This window comes from Rhodoblastus sp. (genome assembly GCF_052145335.1).
Classification (GTDB): Bacteria; Pseudomonadota; Alphaproteobacteria; order Rhizobiales; family Beijerinckiaceae; genus Rhodoblastus.
In genome coordinates this window covers 1-14,062 of the sequence record NZ_JBKQOU010000321.1, presented here as the reverse complement: position 1 = coordinate 14,062, position 14,062 = coordinate 1, and the positions used below count along the sequence as shown (strand labels likewise).

Below are 14,062 nucleotides of genomic sequence, written 5' to 3'. Positions count from 1 at the left end.
ATTGTGCCATGTTTGCTTGGATGGAAGCCGCTAGTTGTTGCATTGCAGCACGAAAAACGCTTATAACTTTGTAACGACGCCGATCTTAGGCTGAATGCTGTAGCTTTAGCTACGTTATGGTTGGCGACAGCTTGGGGGCGGCGCTCCTTTCAGCTTTTCCGTTTCGTCGGGCGAACCGTGAGACCCGCACGCCGGCTAGGAAAGACGGTTGAAGGCCATGCAGGGCGGAAAGGCGGGACGGCCTGCATCCGGCGACGAGCGCAGGAGACCGCGACGACACAGACGAAGCCTGGAGCCAAGAGACTACGTTCCTGAGCCGCGAAATCGGAGAGGTTCGGCCGGAGCAGCATCAGGCAAAGCGGCGACCATTGAAAAGGAGGCGACCATGAGTGAAAGCCATTTCAGCCTCGGCCACATCATCGATTTGTTCCGAGGGCATAGCGAGAAACCAAAGGAGAGACCGATGTCCAGCGACATTCGCATTCATCCATCGATCGACGCCGGCGCGCGGCCCGCGCGAAGCGACTTCGCCGGCGGAACCCTGGTCTGCAAATGCGATACGGATCCCGTGCGAGTGGAGATCAAGGGTCAGGTGGCGCATAATCACGCCTGCGGCTGCAGCAAATGCTGGAAGCCGGACGGCGCGGTCTTTTCCATGGTGGCCGTGGTGCCGCGAGAAAATCTGCGGGTCGTCGCCAACGAGGACAAACTCGCCATCGTGGACACCTCGGCCACCATCCAGCGCTATGCCTGCAAGGGCTGCGGCGTGCATATGTTCGGACGCATCGAGAACCGGAACCACCCCTTCTACGGTCTCGATTTCATCCACCCCGAACGGTTCCGCGAAGCCGGATGGGCGCCGCCGGAATTCGCCGCTTTCGTGTCCTCCATCATCGAGCAGGGCTTTCCGCCAGCGAAAATGGGGGCGGTTCGCGATCGGCTGAGGGAAGTCGGCCTGCAACCCTACGACTGCCTGTCGCCGCCATTGATGGATGCGATCTCGACCCATGTCGCCAAACTCTCAGGGCGGCTTGCGGCCTGAGACGGCGTATCGGCGGGAACAAAGACTTTGGAATAGGTCACCACCCGGTCGCATGGCGGCTAGAGGGCGTATATCGTCACCAGTCGCGCGCGACCGAATGCGTGATGATTTTTTCCGTCTTTGTCCCGCTGCAGGCGGCGAGGGCGCCGGCGCCGGTTGTTGGTTTCTTTCGGGCTGACCTGCACCTGCGCCAACGTCACTGAAAAGGGCGAATTCCGCGCCGCCGCCGCTATGGTCATTCCTTCATTTCATAACGACTTTTATGGCGCGCGGCTCGGCTATGCGATGAAATCGCATGAGCTTTGCGCCGCGAACATCGCCGCTTATGTTAACTTCAGTCGAGTTGACGTCCCGTCGCAGCATCGGGACCAATGGGACCGAGGAACAACTATGGTCGCAAAAAAAGCCGACCGCACGCCATCGAACTTGCGCGGTCTGATCAGGTTGGTCACCGAAGCCGCTATAGGTGTGACCAACGTCGCTGAGCATACCCACGTCGGCATTTTACGCTTTCGACCGTTCGCACCCGCGGAAGGACAAGCCGCCCCCGGCCTCACCGGCCTGGTTTATCGTTGCGTCAGGGGCGTCGTGCGGCTGGCCGGCGCAACGATCGACGCCGCCCTCGCGCAATTTTCGCCGCGGCTAGTCGAAATGCCCCCATCGCCGGCGCGCGACGCCTCCCTTGCGGCGTTGAACGGGGTCGCGGGCGATTATCTGGTCGAAACCGATAATCCCCTGGCACTGACCATTCAGATGCGCCGGAACGGCCGCGCCCTGACTATCTCAAAGCAAGCGCTCGCCGAACTTGCGCCGACGGGGCGGCTGGTCGTACTTGTCCACGGGCTTTGCGTGAGCGACCTCCGTTGGGGGCGAAGCGGGCGCGACCACGGAGAAATGCTCGCCCGCGAACTCGGCTTCACACCGGTTTATCTCTTCTACAATTCTGGCCTGCATATATCGACCAACGGCCACGCCGTCGCCGAAATGCTCGAGAACCTGATCGCGCAATGGCCTCGGCCCATCGAAGAACTCGTGTTGATCGGCCACAGCATGGGCGGTCTCGTCGCGCGCAGCGCATGCCATTATGGGGAATTGGCCGGACATGGCTGGCGCCGGCGCGTCGGCAAGCTCATTTGTCTTGGCTCGCCGCACCACGGCGCCCCGCTTGAGCGCATCGGCGCCTGGGTCGATGGAGCCATCGCCATGATTCCATTCGGCGCCGCGTTTACCCGCCTTGGCAAAATACGCAGCGCCGGCGTCACCGACTTGCGTTTCGGCAATCTGCTTGATGAGGATTGGCAGGGACGCGATCGTTTCGCGCGCGACGGCGACAAAAGGACGCCTGTCCCGCTGCCCGAAGGCGTCGCCTGCTACGCCGTTGCGGCCACCACCGGTCTGGCGGCGGGCGGCCTGAACGATCGGCTGATCGGCGACGGGCTGGTCACGGTGGACAGCGCCCTGGGACGCCACAAGGATCCGGCGCTCGCCCTGGCCTTTCTACCCCACCGGCAATGGATCGGCTGCGGAATGAATCATTTCGACCTGCTGGATCGGGTCGAAGTATACGAGCGCATCGCACTCTGGCTTGCGCCATAATCCGCCACCGAAATTTCTCTTGCGTCAGCGCGGATCATGTCTGCGGCCTTTTCGCCGATCATGATGGTCGGCGCATTGGTGTTGCCGCCGATCAGAGTCGGCATGACCGACGCGTCCGCCACGCGAAGCCCCTCGAGGCCACGCACGCGTAAACGGCTGTCGACGACCGCCAATGCGTCCTCGCCCATGCGGCAGGTTCCCACCGGGTGATAGACCGTGTCCACGCGCTGGCGCAGGATCGTGCGGATTTCGTCATCGCTGCGGATGCCGGCGGTATGGAGATCGCGACCGCGAACCGCGGCGAAGGCGGGCGCATCGAGCAGGCGGCGCGTTAGCTTGAAGCCGGCGACCATGTCTTCGACATCGCGATCGTCGCCAAGAAAATTGGGGTCGATCAGCGGCGCGGAGGTCGGGTCCCCGTCACGCAGACGCAACGAGCCGCGACTGCGCGGACGAAGCAGGCAGAAATGGCAGGAATAACCGTGTCCGAGGCGCAATTTCCGCGCGTGGTCCTCGACCAGCGCGACGACGAAATGCAACTGGATGTCCGGCGCGAAAAGTTCCGGCCCGGTCTTCAGGAATCCGCCGGCTTCGGCGAAATTGCTGGCGACCATGCCGCGCCTTATCCTGCGATAGCGATGGATTTCCTGTAACAGCCGCGCGCCGCCGCCGAGCGAAATACCGACGAGATCCTTGCTGCGCGAAGTAAAACCAAACACGAAATCGGGATGGTCCTGCAGGTTCAGCCCGACGCCGGGCAGGTCGTGGACCACTTCCAGCCCGAGGCGACGGGCTTCTTCGGCCGGTCCGACGCCGGAGAGCATTAGAATATGTGGCGACTGCAAGGCGCCGGCGCTGACGATCACCTCGCGGCGCGCGCGCAGCACACGGACTGCGCCGCCCTGCTCGTATTCGACGCCGACCGCACGGCGGCCTTCGAACAGGATGCGCCGCGCCCGCGCGCCGCACTCAACGAGCAGGTTGGCGCGTCGGCCCATGTGCGGATGCAGGTAGGCGCGCGCGGCGCTCCATCTTTCGCCGTTCTTCTGCGTCACTTGATAGACGCCGCACCCTTCCTGGGCTTCGCCGTTGAAATCCTCGCGCAAAGGCAGGTCTGCCTGACGCGCGGCCTCGATGAAAATCTGATGGAAGGGATTGTCGGTGCGCGAAAGCGCCACGTGGAGTGGACCGTTCGCTCCATGCAACGGCCCGGCAAAATCCTCGTTGCATTCCGACTTGATGAAATAGGGCAGCACGTCTTCCCAGGACCAGCCCCGCGCGCCCTGCTGCGCCCAATGATCATAGTCCTCGGCGATCCCGCGAATATAGACCATGGCGTTAATTGAGGAGGAGCCGCCGAGCCCTTTTCCGCGCGGCTGGTAGCCGCGACGGCCATTGAGACCTTTCTGCGGAATTGTTTCGAACGCCCAATTGTTCAACGATGTCGGCACCATCAGCGCGCCGGCGAAAGGCGTCCTCACCACCCAGGAATCTCCGGCGCCGCCCGCTTCGAGCAAGGCCACAGTGACATCAGGATCTTCGCTGAGCCGGCCCGCGACGACGCAACCGGCAGAGCCGCCGCCGAGCACGAGAAAATCGAATTCATCCATGTGCAGCGCCTCCGGCGACGGGCGCGACGGGCGCTGCGCCTTGAAGCCCCGAATCGTCGCCGGCGAACAGCGCCCGCGACAAAGCCCTTTCGCGTGAAACCACCGTGTCGAGAAAAGGGGCCACACGTTTCATTTTCCGGAAGCCGTCATAGCCGCGCTCCAGAAAAGCCTGCAGGTCTCCAAATCCGGCGAGGCGCGCGGGCTTGCGCATCGCCGCCAGCGCGGCGCCGATAAAGCGCTGCTGCGCGAGTTTTTCCAAGGACACGCCGACGTGTTCGATCAGATCGATCTGCCTCGCGCGATCCCCCTGCCTGCCGGTCACGCGATAGGCGCGGCCATAAGAGGCGGCGTCGATATGAGAGACGTCCTCGCCCATGGCGGCGACCATGTCGGCGTCGAGGCTCTCGGACAAGGCGTCGAGTTCGATCGCATCCGCTATGGCGTCGAGGCCCGAAACGGGAAGCGTTTTCGACATGATCGGCTCGACCCGCTGCAGGATCGCGTCACGGCCTCCCATTTCCTGCGGGCCATAAAGATCGCTGAGGAAGAATTTGGCCGCATCGGCATATTCCGCGCTGACGAGAAAGTCGGCGTGGGTGCGGGCGAGGCGCGACGCCTGCCACGCCCGCAGCGCTGTTCGCGCGGAGGCGGCGTTCGCGGTTTCCCGCGCGCTCGCCCGCAGGCGGGCGGCCGCTTCGAGACTCGTCGTCAAACGACGAAGGACGTCATCTTTTTCCGACATGAGCTATTGATACCACCCGGAATTAGGGATTTCCGCCTAAACTGCCTCGGAGTTGATCCTGATCCTTTCAGGTTGAGCAAATATGGCATAGCTTTCTCGACAATTGAAAGCTGGAGATGGCGAGAATGGGCAGCGAGCGCATGTCGCCGGTCGACACGACCTGGTTGCGTATGGATCGTGCGGTCAATCGCATGGTGATCGTCGGCGTGATGAAGCTCGCCCCGCCTATCCATCTGGCGCGGCTGGAGCAGACCTTGTCGGCGCGGCTGCTGGCCTATCCGCGTTTCCGCCAAAAAGTGGAGGATCGCGCCGCCGGTCCATGGTGGGTCGACGACCCGCATTTCGATATCGCGCGGCATATCCGCCGCGCACGTCTGCCGGGGGATGGCGGCAAGGCCGAACTCCAGGATTTTGTCGCGGAACTCTGCTCGCAGCCGCTCGACCTGTCGCATCCGCTCTGGCAATTCCACATCGTTGAGGATTACGAGGGCGGGGTTGCGCTGGTCGCCCGGTTCCATCACGCAGTCGCCGACGGCATGGCCCTGGTCGCGGTAATGTTGTCGATGACCGACGAAGAGCCGAACGCGCCGCTTCACGGCTGGCGGAAAGACGAAAGGGCGGACGAAGACGAACTTGGCCACAGCGTGCTCGGTCCGTTGGCCAAGGCGATTGCTCCGGTAGCCCAGGCATTCGATCAGGGCATGCAGGTTTCGACCGGGCTCGGGCGTCTCGCCCTTGATCTCCTGTCGCATCCCGCCAAGGCCGCGGGATTGGCGCGCGGCGGCGCCGGCGTTGCCTCCGAACTTGCCTGGCTTCTGTTCATGCCCAAGGACAGCCCGACGCGTTTCAAGGGCGCTCCCAGCGGCAGCAAACGGGTGGCCTGGACGGAGCCGTTGTTCTTGCCGGAAATCAAGGCGGTCGGTCGCGCGCTCGGTTGCTCGGTCAATGACATGATGCTCTCGTCGGTGGCGGGCGCGCTTCGCGACTACCTCGAATCCAAGGGCGACGCGACGCAGGGCGTGGAAGTGCGTGCGCTGGTGCCTCTCAACCTTCGCCCTGTTGGGGCGGACCTCAAACTCGGCAATCAATTCGGCATTGTCGCGGTCGAATTGCCGGTAGGGATAGCGGACCCGATCGCACGTCTCCATGAAGTCCGCCGGCGCATGATCGCGTTGAAAAATTCCTACGAAGCGCCGGTCACCTTGGGGCTTTTCGCCGCCCTCGGCTTTGCGCCGAAACTGGTGCAGGACCAGTTGTTCGACCTGCTGCTCAGTCGCGCGACGGCGGTGATGACCAATGTGCCCGGGCCACAGCATCAGCTCTATCTGGCCGGGTCCCGGCTGGACCAGGTGATGTTCTGGGTGCCGCAGTCCGGGGACCTCGGCATGGGCGTGTCGATTCTGTCCTTCGGCGGCAAGGTGCAGTTCGGCCTGATCACCGATGCGGCGATGGTCCCGGACCCGGAGGCGATCATTTCGCGCTTCGCGCCGGAATTCGAACAATTGCTCTATTTCGCCCTGATGGCCCCCTGGGGAGATCATGCTCCCCAGCCGCCGCCAGCCCGGCCAGAACCGCCAGCGCCAGAGCACAAGCGGAATTCGCCCACCAAAAAGCCAATGGCGCCGGCGATGAAATCCGCGGGGACGAGCAAGACTTCGGCGAGCAAGAGTCGGGCGGGCAAGACGGCAGGACGTCAGTCGTCCCGCGCGCCCGCGGGCAAGCGGCGCCCGCCGGCGCCATAGGGACTATTTCCCGCTGTTGTGCTGGTACAGTTCGTCCCGCAAGGCGCGGCGCAGTATTTTGCCGACATTGGTTTTCGGCAATTCATCGCGGAAAACGATATGTTTCGGCATTTTGTATCCGGTCAGACGCTCCCGGCAAAACGCCCGCAGATCTTCGACCGAAAGCTCCGGATCCCTGCGAACCACCGCGATCACCACCGCTTCCCCCGAGGAGGCGTGCGGTACGCCGACCGCGCCAACCTCCTTCACGCCGGAGTGCATCCCGACGACGTCCTCGATTTCGCTGGGATAGACGTTGAATCCGGAGACGATGATCAGATCCTTCTTCCGGTCGACAATGCGCACAAAGCCTTTTTCGTCGATCGTCGCGATATCTCCGGTGCGCAAAAAGCCATCGGCAGTCATGACATTGGCCGCTTCTTCCGGACGTTTCCAATAGCCCTTCATCAACTGGGGGCCGCGCACGCAGAGTTCGCCGACCTCGCCTACGGGCACGTCGCGTCCGTCGTCGCCGCGAATCGCGATCTCCGTATTGCACACCGGCAACCCCACCGATCCGTTATAATCGGCAGTGTCGAGAGGGTTCATGCATACGCCCGGCGACATCTCGGTAAGGCCGTAGCCCTCGATCAGCGCGACGCCAGTGACCTGCTTCCAGCGCTCCGCCACCGCGCGCTGCACCGCCATGCCGCCGCCAATACAAAGCTTGAGCCGCGTGAAATCGAGCGCCGCAAAGTCGGGGTTTTCCAGCATTGCGTTGAACAATGTGTTGACTCCCGTCAATACGGTGAACGGCTGTCGCTGCAGCTCCTTGACGAAACCGGCGATGTCCCGTGGGTTGACAATGAGAATATTGGTTGCGCCAACCTTGAAAAAGGCAAGGCAATTAATAGTCAAGGCAAAGATATGGTAGAGCGGCAACGCGGTAACAATGGTTTCGCTTCCCTCTTTGAGGAAAGGTTTAATCCAGGCATAAGACTGCTGCATGTTGGCAATGATATTCCGATGGGTAAGCATCGCGCCTTTAGGCGTTCCGGTCGTTCCGCCCGTATATTGCAGAAAGGCGATATCGTCGGGGCCAACGTCGGGTTCGACGAATTTTTGGCGAGCGCCAAGACGCAATGCTTTACGGAAATCGATCACGCCCGGAATGTTCCAGGCAGGAACCATGCGTTTGATGAACTTGATGGCGAAATTGACCAGCTGTCCCTTGGGCGCGCCAAGCATGTCGCCGATCTGTGTCGTAATGACATGTGCAATCTCGGTTTGCGCCAGGCATTTCTCGAGCACATGGGCGAAATTTTCAACGATGACAATCGCCCGAGCTCCCGAATCGACAAGCTGGAATTCGAGTTCTCGCGCCGTGTAAAGCGGATTGCAATTGACCACCACATAGCCCGCCCGCAGGGCGCCAAACAAGGCGATCGGGTATTGCAGGGTGTTCGGCATCATCAGGGCAATACGGGATCCGCGCGGCAATTTGAGGCTGGACTGGAGGAAAGCGGCGAAATCCCGGGTGAGACTGTCGAGTTCGCCGTATGTGATCGCCGCGCCCATGCTGACGAAGGCGTCCCGCGCCGCATACTTGTCGACGGTCCGCAAGAATACATCGCCGATCGACCTATAGGCGTCGACGTCGACCTCGGCGGGAACGCCGGCCGGATAACTAGAGAGCCAGATCTTGTCCATGGCTCGTTTCCTCCCGCCGCCTCTTCTTGACCCGCCGCGCTGAAACGCAGACGACAGGGAGTTTGGGCTGGCTCAATGGATGACATAATGTCAGTGTGCAATACGTTGAGCTAGGACAAAATCGACCAGCCATTGAAGAAAGGATCGCTCCTCCATGCTGGCGTGCGCTTTGAAGGGCGGGCTGATCCTGCGTCTGCTGGGGTCGGCTCTTGCCGGCGTTTTCGTCGTCGGATCCGGGGAAAAAAGCTGGGCTTTGGCGTCTCTGTTGTTCTTCCTGCTGGCCGATGGGCCGCTGCTCGCCTTAGACTATCTGCAGTCGCACTGGAAGCCTGCGTCCATCGCGCGCGGGGCCGGCTTTTTCCATGCCTGCGCCGCCGGCCTGCGGGAATGGGCGGCCTTTACGCTGTTCTATGTCATCATCCAGCCTTTCGAACGATTCTGGATGGGCGAGGATATTTGCGGCCCGGTCCGCGGCGACTCTTTCCCCGTGGTTCTGGCGCACGGTTATTGCTGCAATCGCGGCGTGTGGTTTTGGATGCGAGGCCGTCTGCTTCCGGCCGGCCTGCAGGTCGCCACGGTGAATTTTGAGCCGGTCTTCGCCGACATCGAATTTTTCGCCGAACAATTACACGCCCGGATCGAGACCGTGCTCGCCCAGACCGGCGCGCAAAAACTCGTCATTGCCGCGCACAGCATGGGAGGTCTGGTCGCGCGCGCCTATCTGCGCCGTCATGGCGAGGAAAAAATCGTCGCGCTGGTGACGATCGGAACGCCACATCATGGCACAATCGTCGCAAGGTTCGGACCGGGCCGGAACGCGCGGCAGATGGAGCCGGACAATGGCTGGCTGAACGATCTCAACGCCACGAAAGTCACGCTCCCCGTGACGAGCGTCGCCAGCGCGGGCGACGAGATCGTCGCGCCACAAGACAGCGCGCTCTGGCCCGGAGCCGATCAGCGCGTCCTCGCAGGACAAGACCATTTCGGCCTGGTCCTGTCTGAACAGGTGGCTTCCATCGTCCGCGACGCCGCGCGGGCGCCGGCTGTGCAAATGCCTAGAAGTACATCCCTTTCAGCAGTTGCGTGAAGGCGATCTGGTCCGCAGTCGGCTTTTCGCCACCCTTCTCCACGCCGATCTTCTCCGCGCCTTTGGCGGCCGCTGAGTCGGGGAACATGCGGAAGCTGGTGTTCATGACGATCTGGCCGATGCGCGGCGCGACCGCCTGGACGATCTGCCCGAAAACGCCAAGGCGTGTTGCGATGCGTATGGGCTGATGGATGATCGCTTCGACGATGAAGTCTGCGGCCTCGTCCGGGGAGAGCATGGGCACCTGCTGGTACAATTTGGTCGGCGCGACCATTTCGGTGCGGACAAGCGGCATGTTGATCGTGGTGAAGTGGACGCCGCGGTCGAGAAATTCCGAGGCCGCGCAGCGCGTCCAGGCCTCCATCGCGGCTTTGGAGGCGACATAGGCCGAAAAGCGCGGCGCATTGGTCAGCACGCCGATGGACGAAATATTGATGACATGGCCGCTCCTGCGCTGCGCCATGCCCGGCAGGAGCCCGACGGTCAGGCGCAGGCAGCCGAAATAATTGAGCTGCATCAGGCGTTCGTAATCGTGAAACCGATCGTAGGAAGTTTCTATTCCCCGCCGGATCGAATGGCCGGCGTTATTGATCAGGATATCGACGCCGCCGTGATCGCCGACGAGCTGTTGCACCAGAGCCTCGCATTGGTCTGGATCGGCGATATCGGCTTCATAGGGCGAAAGCGCAAGGCCGCGTTGCGCGGCTTCTTCGCATGTCGCGTCAAGCCGGGCCTTGTCGCGCGCCACGATGATCGTTCGCGCGCCCGCCTCCGCGATCTTGAAGGCCGTCGCCTTGCCGATGCCGGCGGAGCCGCCGGTAACGACGATGACCTTTCCCGCGACCTTGCCCTTCAGGGACCGGTCGACGAACAGATCAGGGTCGAGATGGCGCTCCCAGTAATCCCACAAGCGCCAGGCGTAGGTCTCGAGCTCGGGAACCTCGATCCCCGCGGGCTTCAGCAGGCGTTCGGCTTCGCGCTGGTCGAAGCGGGTCGGATAATGGACGAAGCGCAGCACATCATCGGGGAGGCCGAGATCCTTCAAAACCGCCTTGCGAATGCGGCGGATCGGCGTCAGGGCGCCAAGCCCGCGCATAATCCCCTTCGGCAGGAGATCGAACAAGGCGACGTTGATCCGCATCGTCATCAATGGCGCGTGGGCGGCGCGCGCAAAAATGTTCATAATATCCCCGACCCGGTGCGGATGCGTATCGGTCAGGTGGAAGCAGCGGCCGTCGATACCATCGAGATGCGCCAGGTGAACCAAAGCGGCGACGACAAAATCGACCGGCACCAAATTGAGGCGTCCACCCTCGAAGCCGATCGTCGGCGCCCAGGGAGGCAGCATTTTCCGCATTTTCTGGATCAGTTTGAAGAAATAATAGGGGCCGTCGATCTTGTCCATTTCACCGTTGCGTGAATCGCCGACGACGAGGCCCGGCCGATAGATCCGCCAGGGCGTCGCGCATTCGGTGCGGACGATCTTCTCGGCTTCATGCTTGCTGGCGAAATAGGGATGATCGAGCTTGTCCGCCTCGTCGAACATGTCCTCGCGGAAAACGCCTTCGTAAAGGCCGGCCGCAGCGATTGAGCTCATGTGGTGAAAACATCCGGCGCCAAGCTTTTTGGCCAGTTGCACCGCATGACGCGTGCCCTCGACATTGCTTCTGGTTTCAATTTCCGGGTCGGCGGCAAGGTCGTAGATCGCGGCAAGATGAAAGAAGTGATCGACGTGGCCTTTGAGCTTTTTTGCGTCAGCGGCGGAGAGGCCGAGATCCGGCCGCAGCAGGTCGCCCTTGACTGGGCTTGCGCGCCCCGCGCCTTCCCCCCAGAATGCGTTTAGCGCCGCAACACGCTGTGGCGAAATGTCGCGCATGAGGTAATGAACGCGGGCGCCCGGGCGCGCCAGCAGGGCGCGCACCAGCCTTTTACCGATGAATCCGCTGGCGCCGGTGACGAAATAGGTCGCAGCCATGGCCCTTCCCCGAGAACTCTCCCGAGTTCTCAACTTACGCCCCTCGATTAGAGTCTGTCGCCTAGAATTCTAGGTGGCGCCCACTAATTAATCGGAGCAAATTTAAAAAGGAAGGTGAAGCCTGAAGAGTTTCATCGGGAACGAGGGGAGACAAAAATGGTCAAGAAACTCAAAGAGCTTGCGTCCGCGAACGACATGCAGCTCGTTGCCACGATCCGCGAATCCGCTAGCCAGATCTGGCTCGCCGGACTGGGCGCCTTCGCCAAGGCGCAGGAAGAAGGCGGTAAAGTCTTCGAAGCTCTCGTCAAGGAAGGCGAGTCCGTTCAGGATCGCGCCAAGAAAGTCGCCGACGACAAATTCACCGAAGTGAAGTCCAAAGCGACCGAGAGTTGGGACAAGCTCGAGCAGGTCTTCGAGGATCGCGTTGCGCGCGCCCTCAACAGCCTGAGCGTGCCCAGCAAGCGCGACATCGATGACTTGAGCGCCCGGGTGCATGAACTCACCACCGCGACAAAGAAATTGTCGGCGGCCATGGGACATCCCGCTGAGATCAAGTCTCATCCGGCGCCCAAGACGACCCACAAGGCCTGAGGCCGGTTGATACCGATTCAGCCGCTTCCGGATTTTTGTCCGGAAGCAGGGCGGTGGGGACTTTCGAACATCCTGGAGGCGGCGTCATGAACCCGCGTAAAGTCGGTTTGGCTCTCGCGGGCGGCGGTCCTTTGGGCGCCATTTATGAACTTGGCGCGCTTGCGGCGCTGGATGAGGTGCTTGGCGGCGTCAATCTTGGCGCCTGCGATGTCTACGTCGGGGTGAGCTCCGGCGCGTTCATCGCCGCCGGTCTCGCCAACGGCATGACGCCCGGCGACATGTACCGCATGTTCATCGAGAGCGACCAGGCGGATGATCCGTTCGAGCCAGACATTCTATTGCGTCCAGCCGTCAACGAATATCTCCGCCGTCTCGCCTCGACGCCGAACCTTTTTCTCGGCGCCCTGCTTCAATATGTCGACGCGCCTTTTTCGCGGGGTTTTTTTGAATCCTTCCTCCAGCTGGCGCGCGCCCTGCCGACCGGCATTTTCGATAATTCCGGCATCGGCGACTACCTGCGCGCGCTTTATGGCGCGCCAGGCCGGTCGGACGATTTTCGCGAACTCGCCAAAAAACTGTTCGTCGTCGCCACCGATCTCGACACCAGCGAGGCGGTGGCCTTTGGCGCGCCAGGCTGGGACGATGTGCCGATCTCCGTCGCGGTACAGGCGAGTTCGGCCCTCCCCGGGCTGTTTCCGCCAGTCGACATCAAGGGCCGACATTACGTGGACGGCGCCCTGATGAAGACGCTGCATGCTTCGGTGGCCTTGAAAGAGGGCGTGAAGCTGCTGTTCTGCATCAATCCGCTTGTACCCTTCGACGCCCGCATCGCCTCGCGCCGGCGGAGCAACGAACCGGCCTCGCTGGCCGACGGCGGCTTGCCGACCGTGCTGTCCCAGACCTTTCGCGCCATCATTCATTCACGCATGCAAGTCGGCATGGATCGGTACCGCCAGGAATATCCAGACGCCGACGTCATCCTGTTCGAGCCGAGCCGTGGCGACGCCGAGATGTTCTTCACCAATGTCTTCAGCTATTCCAGCCGCAAACGCCTGTCGGAGCATGCCTACCGGCACACGCGCGAACAATTGAGGCAGCGCGCCGACCAACTCGCGCCCATTCTGGCTCGGCACGGCATCACCCTCGACACAGCGGCGCTGGAGGATGAACACAAAACCTTGGCCCATCTTCGCTCGGGGCGTCGGCGGACGCGTCCGCGCACTCTCGGACGCGCAGCCACGCAACTGGACAGGACATTGCGCGATCTGAACCTTTTGCTAAACTCGGGCCAGAGACCGGCCTAAAGCCTGTTCCCAAAAAGCTGATCGTCTTCTTGGAAAAGAGCAAGCGTAATAAAATCAGCCGGGAGCGAGGGAGGCGACAAGGGTGGACGCCAAGCCGAAGAGGCGCACGCGCGAGCGCATTCTCGAGACTGCACTGGATTTGTTCAACGAGTATGGCGAACCGGGGGTTGCAACCGCGACCATTGCGGAAACCATGAACATCAGTCCAGGCAACCTTTATTACCATTTCCATTCGAAGGACAAGATCATCGAAGCCCTGTTTGCCCAGTTCAAACGGGAGATCGAGGCCACTCTGAAAGCGCCCGCCGGGGGCGCGCCGCACGCCGAAGACATATGGCTGTTCCTGCATCTGTTGTTCGAGGCCATCGCAAAATTCCGGTTCTTCTATCGCGATCTCAATCAGCTGCTATCCCGCCATCGCTTTCTCGAAATTCAGTTTCGCCGCATCCTCGATCACAAGATTCGCACCGCGACGACGATCATGCGCGAACTGGTCGCGTCCGGCGAGATGAACGCTACTCCGAAGGAAATCGAGATGTTGGCCACGACCATGACCATGGTCGCCAGCTATTGGCTATCCTTCGCCTATGCGCGCAATCCACGTGCGCTGATCGACGGCAGGATCTTGGCGAACGGCGCCTTTTACGTGATCTCGATCGCAGCGCCTTACCTCGCGCCCAGGGA

11 protein-coding genes are annotated in these 14,062 nt (G+C 61.8%); 7 read left to right on the top strand and 4 right to left on the bottom strand.

Translation table 11 applies throughout. The annotated features are described in order from the left end of the window. The first annotated feature begins 463 nt into the window (after positions 1–463). Positions 464–1,042 carry an S-(hydroxymethyl)glutathione synthase gene (gene gfa / locus ACLP2E_RS19680; protein ID WP_442464545.1) on the top strand — a complete coding sequence of 193 codons (579 nt, stop codon included), beginning with the start codon at positions 464–466 and terminating at the stop codon, positions 1,040–1,042. 390 nt (positions 1,043–1,432) lie between these two features. Continuing rightward, on the top strand, positions 1,433–2,638 hold the full coding sequence (locus ACLP2E_RS19675) for an esterase/lipase family protein (RefSeq protein ID WP_442464544.1): 1,206 nt from the start codon (positions 1,433–1,435) through the stop codon (positions 2,636–2,638). Here the strand turns inward: ACLP2E_RS19675 and ACLP2E_RS19670 are convergent. Together ACLP2E_RS19670 and ACLP2E_RS19665 are read right to left on the bottom strand one after the other, a co-directional pair. Continuing rightward, entirely contained in the window at positions 2,575–4,248 is a 1,674-nt protein-coding gene (locus ACLP2E_RS19670) for a GMC family oxidoreductase (protein WP_442464543.1), read from the bottom strand. The genes ACLP2E_RS19675 and ACLP2E_RS19670 overlap by 64 nt on opposite strands. Beyond that, positions 4,241–4,990, bottom strand: coding sequence for an FFLEELY motif protein (locus tag ACLP2E_RS19665; RefSeq protein ID WP_442464542.1), 750 nt, complete (start codon positions 4,988–4,990; stop codon positions 4,241–4,243). Before ACLP2E_RS19665 ends, ACLP2E_RS19670 begins: the two co-directional genes overlap by 8 nt. A gap of 125 nt (positions 4,991–5,115) precedes the next feature. Between ACLP2E_RS19665 and ACLP2E_RS19660 the strand changes: the two genes are divergently transcribed. Next, positions 5,116–6,732 (top strand): wax ester/triacylglycerol synthase family O-acyltransferase, encoded by a 1,617-nt coding sequence (locus ACLP2E_RS19660; RefSeq protein ID WP_442466884.1) that lies wholly within the window; start codon positions 5,116–5,118, stop codon positions 6,730–6,732. Between the two features lie 3 nt (positions 6,733–6,735). Here ACLP2E_RS19660 and ACLP2E_RS19655 read toward each other — a convergent pair whose 3' ends face one another. Continuing rightward, positions 6,736–8,421, bottom strand: a complete 1,686-nt coding sequence (locus tag ACLP2E_RS19655) for an AMP-binding protein (RefSeq protein WP_442466883.1) — start codon at positions 8,419–8,421, stop codon at positions 6,736–6,738. A 154-nt stretch (positions 8,422–8,575) separates the two neighbouring features. Here ACLP2E_RS19655 and ACLP2E_RS19650 point away from each other — a divergent pair, with 154 nt between their 5' ends. Beyond that, on the top strand, positions 8,576–9,508 hold the full coding sequence (locus tag ACLP2E_RS19650; RefSeq protein WP_442466882.1) for an esterase/lipase family protein: 933 nt from the start codon (positions 8,576–8,578) through the stop codon (positions 9,506–9,508). On the opposite strand, the gene ACLP2E_RS19645 is transcribed toward ACLP2E_RS19650, so the two are convergent. Next, complete coding sequence (locus ACLP2E_RS19645; RefSeq protein WP_442464539.1) at positions 9,477–11,483, bottom strand: SDR family oxidoreductase; 2,007 nt, start codon at positions 11,481–11,483, stop codon at positions 9,477–9,479. The genes ACLP2E_RS19650 and ACLP2E_RS19645 overlap by 32 nt on opposite strands. 156 nt (positions 11,484–11,639) lie before the next feature. On the opposite strand from ACLP2E_RS19645, the gene ACLP2E_RS19640 reads away from it, so the two are divergent. From ACLP2E_RS19640 to ACLP2E_RS19630, 3 genes are all read left to right on the top strand, one after another. Then, on the top strand, positions 11,640–12,074 hold the full coding sequence (locus ACLP2E_RS19640; RefSeq protein WP_442464538.1) for a phasin family protein: 435 nt from the start codon (positions 11,640–11,642) through the stop codon (positions 12,072–12,074). A gap of 86 nt (positions 12,075–12,160) precedes the next feature. Beyond that, positions 12,161–13,378 (top strand): patatin-like phospholipase family protein, encoded by a 1,218-nt coding sequence (locus tag ACLP2E_RS19635; RefSeq protein WP_442464537.1) that lies wholly within the window; start codon positions 12,161–12,163, stop codon positions 13,376–13,378. Between the two features lie 82 nt (positions 13,379–13,460). Next, a partial coding sequence (locus tag ACLP2E_RS19630; RefSeq protein WP_442464536.1) for a TetR/AcrR family transcriptional regulator occupies positions 13,461–14,062 on the top strand: 602 nt, incomplete at its 3' end.

Excerpts from the sequence above, each read along its gene's own strand:
- ACLP2E_RS19655 (WP_442466883.1), bottom strand. The coding sequence starts at position 8,421 with ATGGACAAGATCTGGCTCTCTAGTTATCCGGCCGGCGTTCCCGCCGAG.
- ACLP2E_RS19650 (WP_442466882.1), top strand. The coding sequence starts at position 8,576 with ATGCTGGCGTGCGCTTTGAAGGGCGGGCTGATCCTGCGTCTGCTGGGG.
- ACLP2E_RS19665 (WP_442464542.1), bottom strand. The coding sequence starts at position 4,990 with ATGTCGGAAAAAGATGACGTCCTTCGTCGTTTGACGACGAGTCTCGAA.
- ACLP2E_RS19645 (WP_442464539.1), bottom strand. The coding sequence starts at position 11,483 with ATGGCTGCGACCTATTTCGTCACCGGCGCCAGCGGATTCATCGGTAAA.
- ACLP2E_RS19660 (WP_442466884.1), top strand. The coding sequence starts at position 5,116 with ATGGGCAGCGAGCGCATGTCGCCGGTCGACACGACCTGGTTGCGTATG.
- gfa (WP_442464545.1), top strand. The coding sequence starts at position 464 with ATGTCCAGCGACATTCGCATTCATCCATCGATCGACGCCGGCGCGCGG.
- ACLP2E_RS19635 (WP_442464537.1), top strand. The coding sequence starts at position 12,161 with ATGAACCCGCGTAAAGTCGGTTTGGCTCTCGCGGGCGGCGGTCCTTTG.
- ACLP2E_RS19675 (WP_442464544.1), top strand. The coding sequence starts at position 1,433 with ATGGTCGCAAAAAAAGCCGACCGCACGCCATCGAACTTGCGCGGTCTG.
- ACLP2E_RS19670 (WP_442464543.1), bottom strand. The coding sequence starts at position 4,248 with ATGGATGAATTCGATTTTCTCGTGCTCGGCGGCGGCTCTGCCGGTTGC.
- ACLP2E_RS19640 (WP_442464538.1), top strand. The coding sequence starts at position 11,640 with ATGGTCAAGAAACTCAAAGAGCTTGCGTCCGCGAACGACATGCAGCTC.